Source organism: Streptococcus sp. HPH0090 (genome assembly GCF_000411475.1).
GTDB lineage: Bacteria > Bacillota > Bacilli > Lactobacillales > Streptococcaceae > Streptococcus.
This window is the reverse complement of sequence record NZ_KE150467.1, coordinates 23867-46157: the sequence shown is the minus strand read 5'-3', so window position 1 is coordinate 46157 and position 22291 is coordinate 23867. Positions and strand designations below refer to the sequence as shown.

Here is a 22291-nt window from a genome sequence, read left to right as displayed (position 1 = left end):
AGGAGAGAGCGTCGTGTCTAATAAGCCAATTAGAGATATGATTGAAAGAATTGAGCATTTCGCTCAAACTCAGCCCAATTTTCCGGTATATAATGTTCTTGGTAAGGAACATACCTATGGTGATTTGAAAGCCGATTCTGATAGCTTGGCTGCAGTCATTGATCATCTAGGATTACCTGAAAAATCTCCTGTAGTCGTTTTTGGTGGTCAGGAGTATGAGATGTTGGCTACCTTTGTTGCCTTGACAAAATCTGGCCATGCCTATATCCCAATTGATAGCCACTCTGCCTTGGAGCGCGTATCTGCCATTGTTGAAGTAGCAGAGCCAAGCTTAATCATTGCCATCAATGAATTTCCATTGGAAAACCCAGTTGCTCCAATCATGTCCTTGGAGCAAGTGCATGAAGCTTATGCGGCTCAGCATGCCTATGACTTGCAACATCCGGTCAAAGGGGATGATAACTACTACATCATCTTTACCTCAGGGACAACTGGGAAACCAAAAGGGGTGCAAATTTCGCACGACAACTTGCTCAGCTTTACCAACTGGATGATTACGGATAAGGAATTTGCAACGCCAGAGCGTCCGCAAATGTTGGCACAACCACCATATTCTTTTGACTTGTCTGTCATGTACTGGGCACCGACCTTGGCTCTTGGAGGAACCCTTTTTGCTCTTCCGTCAGCCATCACTCAAGACTTCAAACAACTCTTTGCGACAATCTTTTCTCTTCCGATTGCAATCTGGACTTCAACACCATCTTTTGCAGATATGGCCATGTTATCTGAAGATTTCAATGCTGAAAAGATGCCAGGAATCACCCATTTCTACTTTGATGGGGAAGAGTTGACCGTTAAAACCGCTCAGAAATTGCGCGAGCGTTTCCCAAATGCACGCATCATCAATGCCTACGGCCCAACAGAAGCAACTGTAGCTCTTTCGGCTGTAGCCGTTACAGATGAGATGTTAGCGACTTTGAAACGTCTGCCAATTGGTTACACCAAAGAAGATTCTCCAACCTTCATCATTGATGAGGCAGGCAACAAATTGCCAAATGGTGAGCAAGGGGAGATCATCGTATCTGGTCCAGCCGTTTCAAAGGGTTATATGAATAACCCAGAGAAAACAGCAGAAGCCTTCTTCGAATTCGAAGGTCTTCCGGCCTACCATACAGGAGATGTCGGAACCATGACGGATGAAGGTCTCCTTCTCTATGGTGGACGGATGGACTTCCAAATCAAGTTTAACGGTTATCGTATCGAGCTAGAGGATGTCTCTCAGAACTTGAACAAATCGAAGTATATCGAATCGGCTGTCGCAGTTCCACGTTATAATAAAGATCACAAGGTCCAAAATCTCTTGGCTTATGTCATCTTAAAAGAGGGCGTCAAAGAACAATTTGAGCGTGAAATTGATATCACGAAGGCCATTAAGGAAGATTTGGAGGATATTATGATGTCTTATATGATGCCATCTAAGTTCCTTTATAGAGAGGATTTACCACTAACTCCAAATGGGAAGATTGACATTAAAGGATTGATTAATGAGGTGAATAATAGATGATGGATTTCCTGAAACAGCTACCTTATATTGAGCCGTATGGGAATCCGCAGTATTTTTTGTATGTGATTGCTGCAATTTTGCCAATCTTTATCGGTCTTTTTTTCAAAAAACGTTTTGCCTGGTATGAAATATTGGTTAGTTTGTTCTTTATCGTTACTATGTTGACGGGGGGCAAGACTAATCAAATAGCTGCCTTAGGAATTTATCTGATATGGCAAATATTACTGGTACTTTTTTACAAGCAGTATCGAAAAGTCCGAGATGGCAAATGGATTTTCTACTTGGTGAGTCTATTATCGTTACTTCCCATCATCTTTGTAAAGGTGCAACCAGCTATTAATGGCACACAGTCTTTCCTGGGATTTATAGGAATCTCTTATTTGACCTTTCGTTCGGTGGGAATCATCATCGAACTGAGAGATGGAGTCATTAAGGATTTGAAAATGTGGGAATATTTGCGTTTTCTTCTCTTTATGCCGACTTTCTCAAGTGGTCCCATTGATCGTTTCAAACGTTTTAATGAAAATTATAAGACGATTCCAGAACGCGATGAATTGATGGATATGCTAGCTGAGTCCGTTCGGTATATCATGTTAGGATTTCTGTATAAATTTATCCTAGCTCATATTTTAGGTGAAATCTTATTACCTCCGCTAAAAAATCTAGCTTTACAGACAGGTGGTCTCTTTAACTATTATGTGGTCGCAGTCATGTATACATTTGGTTTGGAGCTCTTCTTTGATTTTGCGGGTTATTCTATGTTTGCTTTGGCGATTTCAAATCTGATGGGAATTCGTAGTCCAATCAACTTCAACAAACCTTTCTTGTCGAGAGATTTGAAAGAGTTTTGGAATCGTTGGCACATGAGTTTATCTTTCTGGTTCCGTGACTTTGTCTTCATGCGTATGGTTATGTTGATGACGAGAAAGAGATTGTTTAAGAATCGAAATATGACTTCAAGTGTCGCCTATATCCTGAACATGCTCCTTATGGGCTTCTGGCATGGGATAACTTGGTTTTACATCGTCTACGGACTCTTTCATGGAGTAGGCTTAGTCATTAATGATGCCTGGGTTCGGAAGAAAAAAACGCTCAATAAAGAACGTAAGAAAGCAGGGAGAGCTCCCTTGCTTGAGAATCGTTGGGCTCAGTTGATTGGCATGGTGATAACCTTTCATGTCGTAATGGTGTCGTTCTTAATCTTTTCTGGATTTTTGAATGATTTATGGTTTAAAAAATAAAAGGAATTAAAAAATGGATATCAAATCAGAAGTTATTGAAATTATTGATGAACTATTTATGGAAGATGTTTCTGGCATGATGGATGAAGATCTTTTTGATGCAGGTGTCTTGGACAGCATGGGAACAGTTGAATTGATTGTAGAAATTGAGAATCGCTTTGATATTCGTGTCCCAGTTACAGAATTTGGTCGTGATGACTGGAATACAGCCAATAAAATCGTAGCCGGAATTACGGAGTTAAAGAATGCTTAAACGCCTGTGGTTGATTTTTGGACCACTCCTTGTAGCGGGTGTATTGGTTCTACTACTCATCTTTTTCTATCCAAGTAGCAAAAGTCACAATCTTATGGAGGAAAAATACTCTGCGGCCTCTATAAGTGCAGAGAGCTTCAAGGAGAGAAGTCAAAAAGTGAGAGCTCTTACAGACCCTGACATGCGTTTTATCCCTTTCTTTGGGTCGAGTGAATGGATTCGTTTTGACAGCATGCATCCAGGAGTGTTAGCTGAAAAGTATAATCGCTCCTACCGTCCTTATTTTATGGGGCAGGCAGGAGCAGCTTCTCTTAGCCAGTACTTTGGGATGCAACAGATTACGTCTGAACTTGAAAATAAACAAGCAGTGTTTGTAATCTCTCCACAGTGGTTTACAAAGGAAGATCAAGATCCAGTTACTTTTCAAACCTATTTTAACAATGATCAGTTGACTGCCTTTTTAGAGAATCAATCTGGGGATGCTGCCTCTCAATATGCGGCTAATAGACTCTTAAAGCAAAATCCAAGAGTCCCGATGAAGGGGATTGTTGAGAAGATAGCTAAGGATGAACAATTGTCAGACTTTGATCAAACGATGGTTAATCTCTCGTCTGAGTTCAATGAAAGACAAGCTGCTCTCTTTGGTCGATTCTCGATTCGGGGTCGATTGAAGTATAAAGAACATATTGAAAAATATTTAAGTAGCCTCCCGGATCAATTTTCTTATGAAGAGTTGGAAAATATTGCACGTAAGGATGCAGAAGAAAATACGACCAATAATGATTTGGGGATGGATAACCACTTTTACAATACTCAACTAAAGAAAGATTTAAAAAAGTGGGAAGGGTATCAAAAAAATTACAACTTTCTCCAGTCAAGGGAGTACAATGATTTGCAGTTAGTGCTTGATCAATTTGCTAAGTCTAAGGTCAATGTGCTCTTCGTGTTTCAACCTGTCAATAGAAAATGGATGGACTATACAGGCTTGAGTGAAGAAATGTATCAACACTCTGTCGAAAAAATTCGTTACCAATTGGAGAGTCAAGGTTTCACCAATATTGCTGATTTTTCAAAAAACGGTGATGAACCATACTTTGTCAAGGATACTATTCATATCGGTTGGTTAGGCTGGTTGGCGTTTGATAAGGTTGTAAATCCTTTTTTGAGTAATCCAACAACAGCTCCTAATTATCAAATGAATGATCGATTCTTCAGTCAGGATTGGGCAAATTACGATGGGAATATTAAAGATTTTCAATAAATAGCAACAGAGCCTGAACCTTGGTTTGGGCTTTTTGTAATCAATGAAATTTGGGTAAAGGTTAGTGTAGTAGTGAAGTTTCCTTTTGAATGAAGGAAGTAAAAGTCTGTAGAGGGAATGAAAACATATCAGATGTTTTCATCTTTTTTCTTGACTTTTAACTGGGATGTGATATACTTAACTGGTAAAGAAACGAAGTAAAAATCTTGTATTTTAAAGTAATTCTGTTCTGAGAAAGGAGCAAATCATGAGACAATTGGCGAAGGATATTGATCAATTTTTAAATGAGATTATCCTAAAAGCTGAAAACCAGCATGAAATTTTGATTGGTCATTGCACGAGTGATGTGGCTTTAACAAATACCCAGGAGCATATCCTAATGCTATTATCAGAAGAATCATTAACCAATTCTGAGTTAGCTCGACGTCTCAATGTCAGTCAAGCTGCTGTCACTAAGGCTATCAAATCCTTGATTAAAGAGGGTATGCTTGAAACCTCTAAGGATCCCAAAGATGCTCGAGTGATTTTTTATCAATTGACAGATTTGGCTAGATCTATCGCAGAAGAACACCATCGCCATCATGAACATACCCTCTCGATCTATGAGCAGGTTGCTACTCAATTTACACCAAACGAGCAACAAATTATTCAGCGGTTTTTAACTGCTTTAGTAGGAGAAATCAAGTAATGAGATACATCACGGTAGAAGATTTGTCCTTCTATTATGACAAGGAACCTGTGCTTGAACACATTAATTATAGTGTTGATAGTGGGGAGTTTGTTACCCTAACGGGAGAGAATGGCGCGGCAAAAACTACTCTTATCAAGGCTAGTCTGGGTATTTTGCAACCAAGATTTGGCAAGGTTACTATTTCAAAGACAAATATTCATGGGAAAAAATTAAGAATTGCCTATCTTCCTCAGCAGATCGCCAGTTTTAATGCAGGTTTTCCAAGTACTGTTTATGAATTTGTCAAATCAGGCCGCTATCCAAGAAAGGGCTGGTTCCGTCGTTTGAATGCCCACGATGAGGAACACATCAAGGTGAGTTTAAACTCAGTTGGCATGTGGGAACATCGGGATAAACGCATTGGTTCTCTCTCTGGCGGGCAAAAGCAAAGAGCTGTCATTGCACGTATGTTTGCTTCAGATCCAGATATTTTTATCTTAGATGAGCCGACAACAGGGATGGATGCCGGTACCAAGAATGAATTTTATGAGCTCATGCATCACAGTGCCCACCATCATGGCAAAGCTGTTTTGATGATTACTCATGATCCTGAAGAGGTCAAGGACTACGCAGACCGTAACATCCACCTTGTTCGAGACCAAGATTCACCATGGCGTTGTTTCAATGTCCATGAAAATGACCAGGAGGTGGAGCATGCTTAATCTATTGTCTTATGATTTTATGCAGCGGGCCTTTTTGGCTGTTATTGCCATGAGTCTCTTTTCACCAGTGCTTGGGACCTTCCTCATCTTGCGTCGTCAGAGCCTTATGAGTGATACTCTCAGCCACGTCTCGCTTTCGGGTGTTGCCTTTGGTTTGGTTTTAGGGATTTCTCCGACCATCTCAACCATTGTCATTGTCTTGATTGCAGCGGTCTTCCTTGAGTATCTCCGCACGGTTTACAAGAGCTTTATGGAGATTGGAACAGCCATCCTCATGTCAACAGGTCTTGCGGTTTCACTCATTGTTATGAGCAAGGGTAAGAGTTCTAGCTCTATGAGTTTGGACCAATACCTCTTTGGTTCTATCGTGACTATTAGTCAAGAGCAGGTGATTGGGCTCTTTGTCATTGCAGCGGTTGTTTTAATCCTGACCTTCCTCTTTTTGAGACCCATGTATATCCTAACCTTTGACGAGGATACAGCTTTTGTAGATGGCCTTCCAGTGCGTACTATGTCTATCCTCTTTAACATGGTGACGGGTGTGGCTATTGCCCTCATGATCCCAGCTGCAGGAGCACTCTTGGTATCGACCATCATGGTCCTACCAGCTAGTATCGCTTTGCGTTTAGGGAAGAACTTTAGTTCGGTGATGATTCTTGCCAGCGTTATTGGTTTTCTAGGTATGGTGGCGGGACTTTATATCTCCTACTATGCAGAGACACCACCGAGTGCAAGTATTACCATTATCTTTGTAGTTGTCTTTTTGTTAGTCAGCTTACTCAAACGTTTTATCAAATAGGAGAAGAAAATGAAAAAACTAGGCCTACTTTTGGCAAGTCTTGTGACCTTGTTCTTAGTCGCTTGTTCTAATCAAAAACAAGCAGATGGGAAATTAAATATCGTCACAACTTTCTATCCTGTCTACGAATTTACCAAGCAAGTAGCAGGGGACACAGCCAATGTCGAACTTTTAATAGGGGCTGGAACAGAGCCACATGATTATGAACCATCACCAAAGGCAGTCGCTAAAATCCAAGATGCTGATGCCTTTGTTTATGAGAATGAAAATATGGAAACTTGGGTTCCTAAGCTTTTAGAATCTCTAGATGCGAAAAAAGTAAAAACAATCAAGGCTACTGGAGATATGTTGCTTCTTCCAGGAAGTGAAGAAGAGGAAGACCATGACCATGGCGAAGAAGGTCATCATCACGAGTATGATCCTCACGTATGGTTGTCTCCTGCGCGTGCAATCAAGCTTGTAGAGCACATCCGTGACAGTCTTTCAGCTGACTATCCAGATAAGAAGGCGACTTTTGAACAAAACGCAGCGGCCTATATCGAAAAACTACAAGCCTTGGATAAATCCTATACTGAAGGTCTTTCTAGTGCTAAACAAAAGAGTTTTGTGACTCAGCACGCAGCCTTTCGTTATCTAGCCTTGGACTACGGACTCAATCAAGTCTCTATCTCAGGTCTTTCACCAGATGCGGAGCCTTCAGCAAGCCGTTTGGCAGAATTGACCGAGTACATCAAGAAAAACAAGATTTCTTATATTTACTTTGAAGAAAATGCCTCTCAAGCTCTAGCCAATACTCTTTCAAAAGAAACAGGAGTTAAGTTAGACGTTCTGAATCCTCTTGAAAGCTTGACCGAAGAGGATATGAAGGCGGGAGAGAACTATATCTCTGTCATGGAGAAAAATCTCAAGGCCCTCAAGCAAACAACTGACCAGGCAGGAGCAGAAATTGAACCAGAAAAAGCAGAGGAAACTAAAACCGTTCAAAATGGTTACTTTGAGGATGCCGATGTCAAGGATCGTACCTTGAGTGATTATGCTGGCAACTGGCAGTCTGTTTATCCTTTCCTTGAAAATGGTACTCTTGACCAAGTCTTTGATTACAAGGCTAAATTGACTGGTAAGATGACCAAGGATGAATACAAGGCCTACTATCAAAAAGGTTACCAAACAGATGTAAGCAAGATTAACATTATAGATAATACGATGGAATTCATCCAAGGAGACCAAAGTAAGAAATATACTTACAAGTATGTCGGCAAGAAAATCTTGACTTACAAGAAAGGGAATCGTGGAGTCCGTTATCTCTTTGAAGCAACAGATGCGGACGCTGGACAATTTAAGTATGTTCAATTCAGCGACCACAATATCGCACCAGTTAAGACTGGGCACTTCCATATTTTCTTTGGAGGAACTAGCCAAGAAGCCCTCTTTGAGGAGATGGACAATTGGCCAACCTACTATCCAGAGAATTTATCTGGTCAAGAAATCGCCCAAGAAATGTTGGCTCATTAAATCGAAACAATCCTTCCTACATGGGGAGGATTTTTCTTGCATTTATCATCTCTAAGCATCTGGATTGACATTTGTTGAGAAGGGAGTATAATAGTTGTAACAATAAAAGTTACAACAAAGGAGTTTTTCTGTGGTTTACGAATATAATAGTCCCATTCATTTGGCAGAGGTTGCTTTAAATGTTAGAGATTTAGCAGATCAGACTGCTTTTTATCACCAATTACTTGGTTTGGAGATTTTGAATCAATCGGAAAAAGAAATTCTTCTAGGTGCTGGAGGAAAACCGCTGGTGAAGCTTATCCAAACAGAAAATACAGGGAATCCTAAGCAGAGCTACGGTCTTTACCATATGGCCTTGCTTTTACCGACTCGAGAAGATTTGGCCAACGTTTTTAAACACTTGCTCGATTTAAAGATACCGCTAGTGGGTGGAGCGGACCATGGTTATAGTGAGGCTATCTATTTGGAAGACTTAGAGGGTAACGGGATTGAGCTCTACAGAGATAAACCTGTGACAGTCTGGGATATTCGTGAGGATGGCCGTATTATTGGTGTGACAGAAGAACTATCTGCCCAAGATATCTATGAACTGGGACAAGAACTAGATCCCTTTGTGATTGCAAGTGGTACTCGAATGGGGCATGTTCATCTATCCGTTAAAAACAGTCGAGAAGCGTCTGCCTTTTACCAAGGCTCTCTCGGTCTTGAGGACAAATTCACGATTCCACACGCTAGTTGGATTGCATCAGGGGATTACCATCATCATCTAGCTGTTAACGAATGGGGTGGTAAAAAATTAGCTATTCGTGAGCAAGGAATGGCAGGTCTTGCCTACTATGTCGTTGAAGTTGAGGATAAAGAGGAGTTGTTAAAGGTATTTGCTCAGTCACAAAGTAATCAAGCGATAATACAGTGGCTTTCTTCTACAGAGTTTAGGATAACTGATAGTGATGGCATTGTGACTCGAGTCAGAGTGGGACATAAGGACAGGACAGTTCAATTTACTTTAAAAGTAGATTGAATTGTTCTTTTTTTTGAGAATGAAAAGGTAGAGATAAAAAAGGATAGAAGGGATGGCGGGAATATGATACAATTGTTTTATTATTAGGAGGAGTTTTTACTGTGGAAAAAGTATTGGGGAATATTTTTGAAAAACGAAAGCAATTCTTGTCATATGGTCTTAGCGCATACTTAATGGTTGTGTTAGTTAATCTGTTGCATTATGCACCACAAGATATTTTTCTATCTCTAAATTCGGGACCTGCTCTTAACAAAATCATGCTGTTTGTTCTAGCAAGTGTATCCATTGGAGTGCTGGAAATAAAGTCATCCCTCAATATTCGTAGGATCAATATCTTTATTTCCTGTCTAGTTTTATTGATTGCTGTTTATAAAAGTATGTCATTTTTCCTGGCACTAGGTTTGCTCCTTTTAGCTTTGGTCCTATTTATATTTTTTAAGTTCAAAGGCGAGACCTTATCTTTCTTATATTTGTTTACGGTAGTAGGTGCAATTCCTCGTCTACTAACCTTAGTGGATTCAAATTTTAATGATGCTGCGCTAGGTTTTCATGCCGTTGATTTAACGACTACTAGATTTTATACATTAATTTGGCCAGTCATTTTAGCGGTGATCGTTTCTGCTGTACTGATTTTGCTTTTTGTACAGTTACCAGTAAAGGATTATTTAGAGAAACATAAAAAAATAGTATGGTGGGCAGTCTTGTCTCTCAGCATTGTTTATGTTTTCTATCTCTGTGTCGTTGTCTACTATAAAGTTAAGACAATTGAAGTGAGCACCTTTGACATTGGTATTTTTTCTCAAATGTTTGAGCGCATGAATACAGACTGGACTCCGATTACTACATTGGAGAGAGATAGAGTGCTGTCCCATTTTGCGGTGCACGTGTCACCAATCTTTTATGTAATGCTTCCCGTTTATAAAATATTTCCATATGTAGAAACGCTAGACATCTTACAGGTATTAGTTGCTTTTTCTGCCATTATTCCTCTGAAACTTCTACTGACCAAACTCAAACTATCTCAGCTAACGAATATCTTGATAGTAGCATGGTTTGTTTTATTCCCTGTCATAACAACTGCAGGCGGGACTCATCTCCACGAGAATTGTTTCTTAACAGCTTTAATATTCTGGTTATTCTATTTCATTGTTTCTGAACGAAAATTGGGAATTATAGGTTCGACTTTGCTACTCTTGTTAGTCAAAGAAGATGCCTTTATCTATGTGATTAGTATTGGTAGCTACTTCCTCTTGCAAAAACGGTTCACCTTATCGAAAACAACAAAAGTACGGATTCTTTTGGCAGATATTATCTTACCTCTTGTGTATTTCGTTTTTGCTATGTATCTCTTAAGTGTTTACGGCGAGGGAGGTATGGTTTCTCGCTTCGACACTTATCTACAGAATGGTGAGAGTGGGTTGCTCATGGTCTTGAAAAATCTATTGACTCATCCAGAGTATGTGGTAAGTACAATCTTTACCGCTAAAAGATTAGGCTATTTGTTCCTAATGCTTGCTCCGCTTTGTTTCCTACCTCTTGTTCAACGTAGTTGGGAAAATTATCTATTAGCTTTGCCACTTGTTGTTATTAATTTATTGCCCAACTGGCCTTATCAATATGATATTGGTTTTCAGTATAGTTATGGAAGTGCAGCTCTGCTTTTCCTAATGGCCATACTCTCTCTAGAAGAGCTTTATCTTCGCAAGATTCTGCAAGAAAAATTTGTAGTTCTTACTGTAGCGATAGGTATTGTTGTGTCTGGCATCCTCTTACACCAATTGACGCATAAATGGAGCTTTAATATTGGCTATTATCATCAGAATAAACAAAATTTTGATGATATACAATCTACATTAGAAAATCTGCCGGCTGAATCTTCAGTAGTTGCTGAACATCCATACACATCAGTTCTGAAAAAACACCAAAAATTATATGATATTTTCTATCATAACGGTCAGAAAGTGGATTCGTCTATTGATTTTGTAGTTATTCCGAGAAAAAGTAAGGATACAAGTGAACTCTATGTTGAGCTGATTAAACAGTATGAAAGCTTAGGTTACAAGGAAAGTAAGTATTCTTCAAATGAAATTTTCATCTTGGAAAAACCGCAATAATCCATCTCTCCTGAAAACTACCCTTTCAGAAAACAAACTACAACTATACCAAAGCAAGAAAAAGCCGTCAAAGGACTTGAAAAATTAGAGAAAATCGGGTATAATATGAGTAATCATTTGTCGTAGGTTTTGTCTGAAATATTGTCCGGACAAGGCTCACAGCAGTTAAATCTCCTGAAAAAAGTCGGATTTAACTGCTCTTTTTGTGCTTTTTTTTCGGGATTTTTCGTATCTGTAACAGAGATTTAAAGATTCTGAAAATTACCCAAAGAGGATAAGTTGATAGGGGTTTTAGAACCATCTGATAATTATTAGCTTAGGCGACTAAGCTTGGAACTTTATTTACAAAGGAGAATCATCTTGGCAGGACATGACGTTCAATACGGGAAACATCGTACCCGTCGTAGTTTTTCAAGAATTAAAGAAGTTCTTGACTTACCAAATTTGATTGAAATTCAAACTGATTCATTCAAAGATTTCCTAGACCATGGTCTAAAGGAAGTGTTTGAAGATGTATTGCCAATTTCAAACTTTACTGACACTATGGAATTAGAGTTTGTTGGCTACGAAATCAAAGAACCAAAATACACGCTTGAAGAAGCTCGTATCCATGATGCAAGTTACTCAGCACCAATCTTTGTAACTTTCCGCTTGATTAACAAAGAAACTGGTGAAATCAAAACTCAAGAAGTTTTCTTTGGTGATTTCCCAATCATGACTGAGATGGGTACTTTTATCATCAACGGTGGTGAACGTATTATCGTATCACAGTTGGTGCGTTCTCCAGGTGTTTACTTTAATGACAAGGTAGACAAAAACGGTAAAGTGGGCTACGGTTCAACTGTTATCCCTAACCGTGGAGCTTGGTTGGAACTTGAAAGTGACTCAAAAGACATCGCCTACACTCGTATCGACCGTACTCGTAAAATTCCATTTACGACCTTGGTTCGTGCACTTGGTTTCTCAGGTGATGATGAGATCTTTGATATCTTTGGTGACAGCGAATTGGTTCGCAACACTGTTGAAAAAGATATCCATAAAAACCCAATGGACTCTCGTACAGATGAGGCTTTGAAAGAGATTTATGAGCGTCTTCGTCCAGGTGAACCAAAAACTGCTGAGAGTTCACGTACCTTGCTTGTAGCTCGTTTCTTTGATCCACGTCGTTATGACTTGGCAGCCGTTGGACGTTACAAGATTAACAAGAAACTCAATATCAAGAACCGTTTGTTGAACCAAACAATCGCTGAACCATTGGTAGACCCAGAAACTGGTGAAATCTTGGTTGAAAAAGGTACTGTCATGACTCGCGATGTCATCGAAAGTATCGAAGGCCACTTGGATGGTGACTTGAACAAGATTGTCTACACTCCAAATGACTCAGCGGTATTGACAGAACCAGTCGTACTCCAAAAATTCAAGGTTGTAGCACCAACTGATCCAGATCGTGTTGTAACAATCATCGGTAATGCAAATCCAGATGATAAAGTTCGCACAATCACTCCAGCAGACATCCTTGCTGAAATGAGCTACTTCCTCAACTTAGCTGAAGGTATCGGTCGTGTCGATGATATTGACCACCTCGGGAATCGTCGTATCCGTGCCGTTGGTGAATTGCTTGCTAACCAAGTACGTCTTGGACTTTCACGTATGGAACGTAATGTTCGTGAACGTATGTCTGTTCAAGATAACGAAGTGTTAACACCTCAACAAATCATTAACATCCGTCCAGTAACTGCGGCAATCAAAGAATTCTTTGGTTCTTCACAATTGTCACAGTTCATGGACCAACACAACCCACTTTCTGAGTTGTCACACAAACGTCGTTTGTCTGCCTTAGGACCTGGTGGTTTGACACGTGACCGCGCTGGATATGAAGTGCGTGACGTGCACTACACTCACTATGGTCGTATGTGTCCAATCGAAACACCTGAAGGACCAAACATTGGTTTGATCAACAACTTGTCTTCATACGGACACCTCAACAAGTATGGTTTCATTCAAACACCATATCGTAAAGTTGACCGTGCGACTGGTAAAGTTACCAACGAAATCGTTTGGTTGACTGCCGATGAAGAAGATGAGTACACAGTTGCTCAGGCTAACTCTAAATTGAACGCTGATGGCACTTTTGCAGAAAAAGTTGTCATGGGACGTCACCAAGGGGTTAACCAAGAATATCCAGCATCAAGTGTTGATTACATGGACGTTTCTCCTAAACAGGTAGTTGCCGTTGCGACAGCATGTATTCCTTTCTTGGAAAACGATGACTCCAACCGTGCCCTCATGGGTGCCAACATGCAACGTCAGGCTGTGCCACTGATTGACCCTAAAGCACCATTCGTTGGTACTGGTATGGAATATCAAGCAGCCCATGACTCTGGAGCAGCTGTTATCGCTCAATACGATGGTAAAGTTACCTATGCAGATGCAGATAAGGTAGAAGTTCGTCGTGAAGACGGTTCCCTTGATGTTTACCACATCCAAAAATTCCGTCGTTCAAACTCAGGTACTGCTTACAACCAACGTACTCTTGTAAAAGTTGGCGATATCGTTGAAAAAGGTGACTTTATCGCTGATGGACCTTCTATGGAAAAAGGTGAGATGGCGCTTGGACAAAACCCAATCGTTGCCTACATGACATGGGAAGGTTACAACTTCGAGGATGCTGTTATCATGAGTGAACGCTTGGTGAAAGATGATGTCTACACATCTGTCCACCTCGAAGAATACGAATCAGAAACACGTGACACAAAGCTCGGGCCTGAAGAAATTACTCGTGAAATTCCAAACGTTGGTGAAGATGCTCTTAAAGACCTTGACGAAATGGGTATCATCCGTATTGGTGCTGAGGTTAAAGAAGGGGATATCCTTGTAGGTAAAGTAACACCTAAGGGTGAAAAAGATCTTTCTGCTGAAGAACGCCTCTTGCACGCTATCTTCGGAGACAAATCTCGTGAAGTTCGTGACACTTCTCTTCGTGTACCACACGGTGCCGATGGTGTCGTCCGTGATGTTAAAATCTTTACACGTGCAAATGGTGATGAATTGCAATCTGGTGTCAACATGCTAGTTCGCGTCTACATCGCTCAAAAACGTAAGATCAAGGTCGGAGATAAGATGGCCGGACGTCACGGAAACAAAGGGGTTGTTTCTCGTATCGTTCCTGTAGAAGATATGCCTTATCTTCCAGATGGAACTCCAGTTGATATCATGTTGAACCCTCTTGGGGTACCATCACGTATGAATATCGGTCAGGTTATGGAACTTCACCTTGGTATGGCAGCTCGTACTCTTGGTATTCACATCGCAACACCAGTCTTTGACGGAGCAAGTTCTGAAGACCTTTGGGACACTGTTAAAGAAGCAGGTATGGATAGCGATGCTAAGACAATCCTTTACGATGGACGTACTGGAGAACCATTTGATAACCGTGTGTCAGTTGGTGTCATGTATATGATCAAACTTCACCACATGGTTGATGATAAATTACACGCTCGTTCAGTCGGACCATACTCAACCGTTACACAACAACCGCTTGGAGGTAAAGCTCAGTTTGGTGGACAACGTTTCGGTGAGATGGAGGTTTGGGCACTTGAAGCCTATGGTGCATCAAATGTCCTTCAAGAAATCTTGACTTACAAGTCTGACGATATTAACGGACGTTTGAAAGCTTATGAAGCTATTACAAAAGGAAAACCAATTCCAAAACCAGGTGTTCCAGAATCATTCCGGGTTCTTGTAAAAGAATTGCAATCTCTTGGTCTTGACATGCGTGTCCTTGACGAAGATGATCAAGAAGTGGAACTTCGTGACCTTGATGAAGGAATGGACGAAGATGTCATCCACGTAGATGACCTTGAAAAAGCCCGCGAAAGAGCAGCTCAAGAGGCTAAAGCAGCCTTTGAAGCTGAAGAAAATGCAAAAGCGGAAGCAACAGAAGAAGCTGCTGAACAAGAATAAGCAGTTCACTTATAATAGAAAGGGAAGAAATAGTGGTTGATGTAAATCGTTTTAAAAGTATGCAAATCACACTAGCTTCTCCAAGTAAAGTCCGTTCATGGTCTTATGGAGAAGTCAAAAAACCTGAAACAATCAATTACCGTACGTTGAAACCAGAACGTGAAGGACTCTTTGATGAAGTAATCTTTGGTCCTACAAAAGACTGGGAATGTGCTTGTGGTAAATACAAACGCATTCGTTACAGAGGGATTGTTTGTGACCGTTGTGGTGTTGAAGTAACGCGTACAAAAGTTCGTCGTGAACGTATGGGACACATCGAGTTGAAAGCTCCTGTATCTCATATCTGGTATTTCAAGGGGATTCCAAGCCGTATGGGCTTGACCCTTGACATGAGTCCTCGTGCCCTCGAGGAAGTTATCTACTTTGCTGCTTACGTGGTGATTGATCCAAAAGATACACCACTTGAGCACAAGTCTATCATGACAGAGCGTGAATACCGTGAACGCTTGCGTGAGTTTGGTCATGGTTCATTCGTTGCCAAAATGGGTGCCGAAGCTATCCAAGACCTCTTGAAACAAGTAGATCTTGAAAAGGAAATTGCTGAACTCAAAGAAGAGTTGAAAACAGCTACTGGACAAAAACGTGTGAAAGCTATCCGTCGTTTGGATGTTTTGGATGCTTTCCACAAGTCTGGAAACAAGCCTGAATGGATGATTCTCAACATCCTTCCAGTTATTCCACCAGATCTTCGTCCAATGTTGCAGTTGGATGGTGGCCGTTTTGCCTCATCTGACTTGAACGACCTTTACCGTCGTGTTATCAACCGTAACAATCGTTTGGCTCGTTTGCTTGAGTTGAACGCGCCAGGTATCATCGTTCAAAATGAGAAGCGTATGCTTCAAGAAGCGGTTGACGCTTTGATTGACAATGGCCGTCGTGGTCGTCCGATCACAGGGCCAGGTAGCCGTCCACTTAAATCATTGAGCCACATGCTCAAAGGGAAACAAGGACGTTTCCGTCAAAACTTGCTCGGTAAACGTGTTGACTTCTCAGGACGTTCTGTTATTGCCGTTGGTCCAACTCTTAAGATGTACCAATGTGGTGTGCCACGTGAAATGGCAATCGAGCTCTTTAAACCATTTGTCATGCGTGAAATCGTAGCTCGCGATATCGTGCAAAACGTTAAAGCGGCTAAACGCTTGGTAGAACGTGGAGATGAACGTATCTGGGATATCCTCGAAGAAGTTATCAAAGAACACCCAGTACTTCTTAACCGCGCACCTACTCTTCACCGTTTGGGTATCCAAGCCTTTGAACCTGTCTTAATTGACGGTAAAGCCCTTCGCTTGCACCCGCTTGTCTGTGAAGCCTACAATGCCGACTTTGACGGTGACCAAATGGCCATCCACGTACCACTTTCAGAAGAAGCCCAAGCAGAAGCTCGTATCTTGATGCTTGCTGCTGAGCATATCTTGAACCCTAAAGATGGTAAACCAGTTGTTACTCCATCTCAGGACATGGTTTTGGGTAACTACTACTTGACTATGGAAGAAGCTGGTCGTGAAGGCGAAGGTATGGTCTTCAAGGACCGTGATGAAGCTGTCATGGCTTACCGTAATGGTTATGTTCACCTTCACTCACGTGTTGGTATCGCAACAGATAGCCTTAACAAACCATGGACAGAAGAGCAAAAACACAAAATCTTGCTTACAACTGTAGGTAAAATCCTCTTCAACGATATCATGCCAGAAGGACTACCTTACTTGCAAGAGCCAACAAATGCTAACTTGACAGAAGGTGTTCCGGCTAAGTACTTCTTGCCATTAGGTGGAAATATCAAGGAAGCTATTGAAGGACTTGAACTCAACCCACCATTCAAGAAGAAAAACCTTGGAAATATCATCGCTGAAATCTTCAAACGTTTCCGTACGACAGAAACATCTGCCCTACTTGACCGTATGAAGAACCTCGGTTACCACCATTCAACTCTTGCAGGTTTGACAGTAGGTATTGCTGATATTCCAGTCGTTGAAGACAAGGCTGAAATCATCGAAGAATCACACAAACGTGTAGAACAAATCACAAAACAATTCCGTCGTGGTATGATCACAGATGACGAACGCTACAATGCTGTTACAGCTGAATGGCGTGCTGCCCGTGAAAAACTCGAGAAACGTTTGGTTGCCAACCAAGATCCTAAGAACCCTATCGTTATGATGATGGACTCTGGAGCCCGTGGTAACATCTCAAACTTCTCACAGCTTGCCGGTATGCGTGGTCTGATGGCTGCTCCGAACGGACGTATCATGGAATTGCCAATCCTTTCAAACTTCCGCGAAGGTTTGTCAGTACTCGAAATGTTCTTCTCAACTCACGGTGCCCGTAAAGGTATGACCGATACGGCCCTTAAGACAGCCGACTCAGGTTACTTGACTCGTCGTTTGGTTGACGTTGCCCAAGACGTTATCATTCGTGAGGATGACTGTGGAACTGACCGTGGTCTCTTGATCCGTTCTATTACTGAAGGTAAAGAGATGATTGAGTCTCTTGAAGAACGTCTCAATGGTCGTTACACTAAGAAAACTGTTAAACACCCAGAAACGGGTGCGGTTATCATCGGTCCAAATGAATTGATCACAGAAGACAAGGCTCGTGAAATCGTCAATGCTGGTGTTGAAGAAGTGACTATCCGCTCAGTATTTACATGTAATACTCGTCATGGTGTCTGCCGTCATTGTTATGGTATCAACTTGGCGACTGGTGATGCGGTTGAAGTTGGTGAAGCAGTTGGTACAATCGCTGCCCAATCTATCGGGGAACCTGGTACACAGCTTACAATGCGTACCTTCCACACGGGTGGGGTTGCCTCAAATACCGATATCACTCAGGGTCTTCCTCGTGTCCAAGAAATCTTTGAAGCCCGCAATCCTAAAGGGGAAGCAGTTATCACAGAAGTCAAAGGGGAAGTTACAGCAATCGAAGAAGATGCTTCAACTCGTACTAAGAAAGTCTTCGTTAAAGGCGAAACTGGAGAAGGCGAATACGTGGTACCATTTACAGCCCGTATGCGTGTAGAGGTTGGCGATCAAATCTCTCGTGGTGCAGCTCTTACAGAAGGTTCTATCCAACCAAAACGTCTCCTTGCTGTACGTGATGTCTTGTCAGTTGAAACCTACCTCCTCGGCGAAGTACAAAAAGTTTACCGTAGTCAAGGGGTAGAAATCGGAGACAAACACATCGAGGTAATGGTTCGTCAAATGATTCGCAAAGTTCGTGTCATGGATCCAGGAGATACAGACCTTCTCATGGGTACTCTCATGGACATCAACGACTTTACAGATTCCAACAAAGATGTTCTTATCGCAGGTGGTGTGCCAGCGACTGGTCGTCCAGTCCTTATGGGAATTACCAAAGCCTCACTTGAAACAAATAGTTTCTTGTCAGCTGCTTCCTTCCAGGAAACAACTCGTGTCCTTACAGATGCGGCTATCCGTGGTAAGAAAGACCATCTCCTTGGTCTCAAGGAAAATGTTATCATCGGTAAGATCATCCCAGCTGGTACTGGTATGGCTCGCTACCGTAACCTTGAACCACAAGCAGTCAACGAAGAATCCCTCCTTGCAGATTCACAAGAAGAGCAAGTAGATGCCCAAGTCGAGACTGTTGAAACAAGTGAATAAACCTATTTATCCAAAAGAGGGTCTTCCCTCTTTTGGTGTGTATAGGTAATGAAAATGTAATGCATATTTTCTTGAAATAATAGTAAAAAAATGGAATAAATGTATATTAGTTTCAACTTTCAAAACAATGAGCATAATGCTTGGTTTTTAGGTACAATAGTGCTAAAATAGGAGCGTTGCATGTTTAGGATTTTGGAAAAAACAATGCATAAAATATAACAATATATACACTCCCGAAAGGGTAATGGAGGTAAATCATGAAAAATGATCTGTTTAACGACCGAATTAGTCGATTCTCGATCCGTAAGCTTCATGTAGGAGTTTGTTCGGTCTTGCTCGGAACGTTGGTAATGCTCGGAACTGCCACGGGTGTCGGAGCTGATGAAGTAACTGAAGAAAAACAAGCTGATGGAGTTGCAGCTAAAACAGAAGTTGACAAGGCAGAAACTCCTCAAACTACAGAAGCAGCACCTGCTAAAGAAGTAACTTATCAAGCAGAAGCAGCACCTGCAGTTTCTACTGAAGTAAAACCTGAGCTAAATAGCGAAAAATTGGCAGCTTACGTTGCTGAAATTGAAGCAAACGTGGCAAATGGGAAATACAGCAACAAGACAGACGAGAGTGTTGAAGTTCTTAAGGTAGGTCTTGCTAATGCTAAAAATGCACTTACTTCTGCTACAAGCCAAGCTGAATTGGACGCAGCTTACCAATCACTTGTAACAATTGTTAATTCTAAACTTAAAAACAAAGAAAAAGCTGTAGCCGAAGAAAAAGTAGCAGCTACTGAAAAGACAGAGATCACTACAGGTAAACCTGCAGAAAACACAAAGCCAGCTGAAGGTACTAATGCAATCGCAAATACAGGGAAAAACGACCCTCGTAATGGTAAAGAGATTGATAAGAATACTGCCTTCCGTGCAGATGCTGCAACAGCTACTGGAGTTGGGGCAGACGTTGTAGACGCAACTTCAACTCCAAAAGTTGAAAAACCAGGATATACAACAAATCTTGATGCCAAATCTATGACTAGACAGATTACTTGGTTGGACTTTGGGGATACAGCCAACTGGACGGGCACTACAACAACGTCGAATGGGGATCTTGCCCTTCAAGTTGGTGCTACCTATACTAAGGAAATTATGCCGGGTTACGTGGTAACCGTCAAAGTTAAATCTTTGAAACCCTTCCAAGCAACAGAAATCTACAAAAAGCGCTTAGAAGACCGAGGAGCGACGGCAGCTGAAAAGGCTACCTATGATCCAAATGCCAGAAATGGTTATGTGAGTGGGACTACTGATCAAAAAGCGCTTGCAGAATTGAACGCTGGTCACGAAGCAAAGGTTATTGCCGAGGCTCAAAACAATTGGACTGAAATTAAATTCGAAGGTATTGATACTGGGACAAAGAAAACTACCATTAGTTCAGAATTAAATGGTGGGAACATTGGAGTCCAGTTTGAAATTTCTGCGACCTTCCGCGGGAAAGCGGTCAAACCTGCCATTGTTATGGCGGATGGGGAATCTGCTAGCATCGGTGAATTGGTTATGTTCACCACAAACGGACAAGGATGGCAACATATAGGGGAATGGAAAAAATGGGTCAGAGGAAATAATGTAACTTATATTCCTCAAGACACAGACAATTTATTTGGTTCGAACCCTTCCACTAAAATAAATGGCATGAATTTCAAGAGGGTCAACCTTGACCAACTTCGAAGAGCAAATCAAGTTGGGCCAGATAAAAAAGCAGTTGCTTGGAAGTACTTTGGAAGTGCCGATTTAACAACTGGAGGTCTCGGAACAGGGATCTTCGGACCAAATATTTCTGCTGCTGATGTGGATGTTCCTCTTGTTATGACTAGGGGGGCTTCTGAGATTGGTCTTTACATTGCTTCAGGCGGGAAACAATCAGCCATGCTTGGTTTCTTCCCACTTGATGAAGGGGATGCTCCTGAGTCATATGGTAAGGCAGTTCATACCATTGCAACCGTAGACGGTGTTACTGGAGCTAAAGTAAATCAACCGTATCTTGGTAGCGTAAGCCCAGATATGGATGAAAATACAACTCTCGACTGGTTCGGTGATGATAACTCAACGACAGCCGATGAAGGAATTAACCAATTGCTTCCGGATAACCTCAAAGGGACAACCAATGAGATGATCAAGATGGACCGTACACGCCCAGGGAACTACAAGATGTCAGTTCAAGCCCATTTGGATGGAGCTTCAGAAGCACATATCTATGGTTGGGTAGACTTTAACCAAAATGGTAAATTCGATGAGGATGAACGCTCAAATCTCGCTACAATCACACAAGATGGCACAGTCGAGTTGACCTTTGCAAACAGCAAGACTTATATCGACCCTAGCGTTAACGAACTAGGTGCTCGTGTCCGTATTGCCAAGAAAGCGAACGAGATCGAAAGTCCAACTGGTATGGCCTTTTCAGGGGAAGTAGAAGACTTCAAGACTCAAATCACCCACCCACCAAAAGGGGAATTTAAGGAAACTTCTGGTCCTCAAGCTACTAAACAAACAGCAACAGTAACCTTTACAGCTCGTGGTGAACACAAGTATCAACGCAACTCTCAGGCAGTTATCGACGAAACAGTAGCACCATACATCGTTGACAAAGATGGGAACCGTGCGACTCTTGATGCAGATGGTTACTATGTCGTTCCAGGTCAAGGGAAATACAAGATTACTGCCAATGGTAAAGACGTAGACGTTGAGTTTATCCCAGAAGATAACTTCCTAGGAACTGCAGATGGTATCTCTATCCGTCGTGTAGATAGCAATGGCTACGATACGGGTTGGTCATCAAAATTCCCAGACAAAGAAGCAAACATTAATGGTCAGTTGAATACTATGGATGGTCAATACGTTCCAACAGTCACTCCGATTGAAATCGAAGAGGTTGACAAGACATCGACTGATGTGCAAGGAGCGACTCAAACAGGAACACCAACCTTTAACACAACTGCTACTAACTTAAATGGTGACAAGATTGCGGTCACTCCAAGCGCAGAATATCCTGCTAAATTAGTAGATCCAGCTACAGGTCGCACGACTGATGCGACATCTGTAACAGTGGCTGGAGAAGGAACATACACGATCAATCCTTCAACAGGTGAAGTAACCTTCACTCCAGAACCAAGCTTTGTAGGAACAGCTAAAGGCATTGAAGTTACATTGTCAGCACCAGTTGGTCGAAACAAAGATGGTAAGGTTCAAGAGGAGTACGTTAAGACTGCTACGGCTAAGTACACTCCAACTGTAGTAGGAGTAACACCAACCGCAACACCAGCAGAAACAAAAGACATCCAAGGTGCAACACAAACAGGTAAACCTGAATTCAAGGGTGGTACAGTTGAAGTTAATGGTGTTGAAAAGACTATTCCAATCAACGAAGATGTTCCAGCAACATTTGACGATGGTTCAACAACTAAGACAGTAGAAGGCGTTGGTAAATTTACGGTTGCAGCAGATGGA

Annotated in this window: 13 protein-coding genes; all 13 read left to right on the top strand. The window is 41.6% G+C overall.

Annotated elements, in window-relative coordinates; genetic code table 11:
- The first annotated feature begins 13 nt into the window (after nt 1-13).
- Nucleotides 14-1564, top strand: coding sequence for a D-alanine--poly(phosphoribitol) ligase subunit DltA (dltA, locus tag HMPREF1481_RS10385; RefSeq protein WP_016466575.1), 1551 nt, complete (start codon nt 14-16; stop codon nt 1562-1564).
- The gene (gene dltB, locus HMPREF1481_RS10380) at nt 1561-2805 is read left to right on the top strand and encodes a D-alanyl-lipoteichoic acid biosynthesis protein DltB (protein WP_016466574.1); all 1245 of its coding nucleotides are present in this window, start codon (nt 1561-1563) and stop codon (nt 2803-2805) included. Before dltA ends, dltB begins: the two co-directional genes overlap by 4 nt.
- A gap of 13 nt (nt 2806-2818) precedes the next feature.
- Nucleotides 2819-3058 carry a D-alanine--poly(phosphoribitol) ligase subunit DltC gene (dltC, locus tag HMPREF1481_RS10375; RefSeq protein ID WP_006153996.1) on the top strand — a complete coding sequence of 80 codons (240 nt, stop codon included), beginning with the start codon at nt 2819-2821 and terminating at the stop codon, nt 3056-3058.
- The gene (dltD, locus tag HMPREF1481_RS10370; protein ID WP_016466573.1) at nt 3051-4319 is read left to right on the top strand and encodes a D-alanyl-lipoteichoic acid biosynthesis protein DltD; all 1269 of its coding nucleotides are present in this window, start codon (nt 3051-3053) and stop codon (nt 4317-4319) included. Before dltC ends, dltD begins: the two co-directional genes overlap by 8 nt.
- Before the next feature lie 247 nt (nt 4320-4566).
- Nucleotides 4567-5007: a zinc-dependent transcriptional regulator AdcR gene (adcR, locus tag HMPREF1481_RS10365; RefSeq protein WP_016466572.1), complete on the top strand. Its 441-nt coding sequence runs from the start codon at nt 4567-4569 to the stop codon at nt 5005-5007.
- Complete coding sequence (locus tag HMPREF1481_RS10360; protein ID WP_016466571.1) at nt 5007-5711, top strand: metal ABC transporter ATP-binding protein; 705 nt, start codon at nt 5007-5009, stop codon at nt 5709-5711. The genes adcR and HMPREF1481_RS10360 overlap by 1 nt, the downstream gene beginning before the upstream one ends.
- A complete protein-coding gene (locus HMPREF1481_RS10355; protein ID WP_016466570.1) occupies nt 5704-6510 on the top strand; it encodes a metal ABC transporter permease in 807 nt (268 codons plus the stop codon). The genes HMPREF1481_RS10360 and HMPREF1481_RS10355 overlap by 8 nt, the downstream gene beginning before the upstream one ends.
- A 9-nt stretch (nt 6511-6519) precedes the next feature.
- The gene (locus HMPREF1481_RS10350; protein ID WP_016466569.1) at nt 6520-8022 is read left to right on the top strand and encodes a zinc ABC transporter substrate-binding protein AdcA; all 1503 of its coding nucleotides are present in this window, start codon (nt 6520-6522) and stop codon (nt 8020-8022) included.
- A 130-nt stretch (nt 8023-8152) separates the two neighbouring features.
- Complete coding sequence (locus HMPREF1481_RS10345; RefSeq protein WP_016466568.1) at nt 8153-9043, top strand: VOC family protein; 891 nt, start codon at nt 8153-8155, stop codon at nt 9041-9043.
- A 101-nt stretch (nt 9044-9144) separates the two neighbouring features.
- Entirely contained in the window at nt 9145-11157 is a 2013-nt protein-coding gene (locus HMPREF1481_RS10340) for a DUF2079 domain-containing protein (RefSeq protein ID WP_016466567.1), read from the top strand.
- Between the two features lie 360 nt (nt 11158-11517).
- A complete protein-coding gene (gene rpoB, locus HMPREF1481_RS10335) occupies nt 11518-15120 on the top strand; it encodes a DNA-directed RNA polymerase subunit beta (protein ID WP_016466566.1) in 3603 nt (1200 codons plus the stop codon).
- A 32-nt stretch (nt 15121-15152) separates the two neighbouring features.
- On the top strand, nt 15153-18800 hold the full coding sequence (gene rpoC, locus HMPREF1481_RS10330; protein ID WP_016466565.1) for a DNA-directed RNA polymerase subunit beta': 3648 nt from the start codon (nt 15153-15155) through the stop codon (nt 18798-18800).
- A gap of 257 nt (nt 18801-19057) precedes the next feature.
- On the top strand, nt 19058-22291 hold a 3234-nt coding region (locus HMPREF1481_RS10955), incomplete at its 3' end, for a CshA/CshB family fibrillar adhesin-related protein (RefSeq protein WP_016466564.1).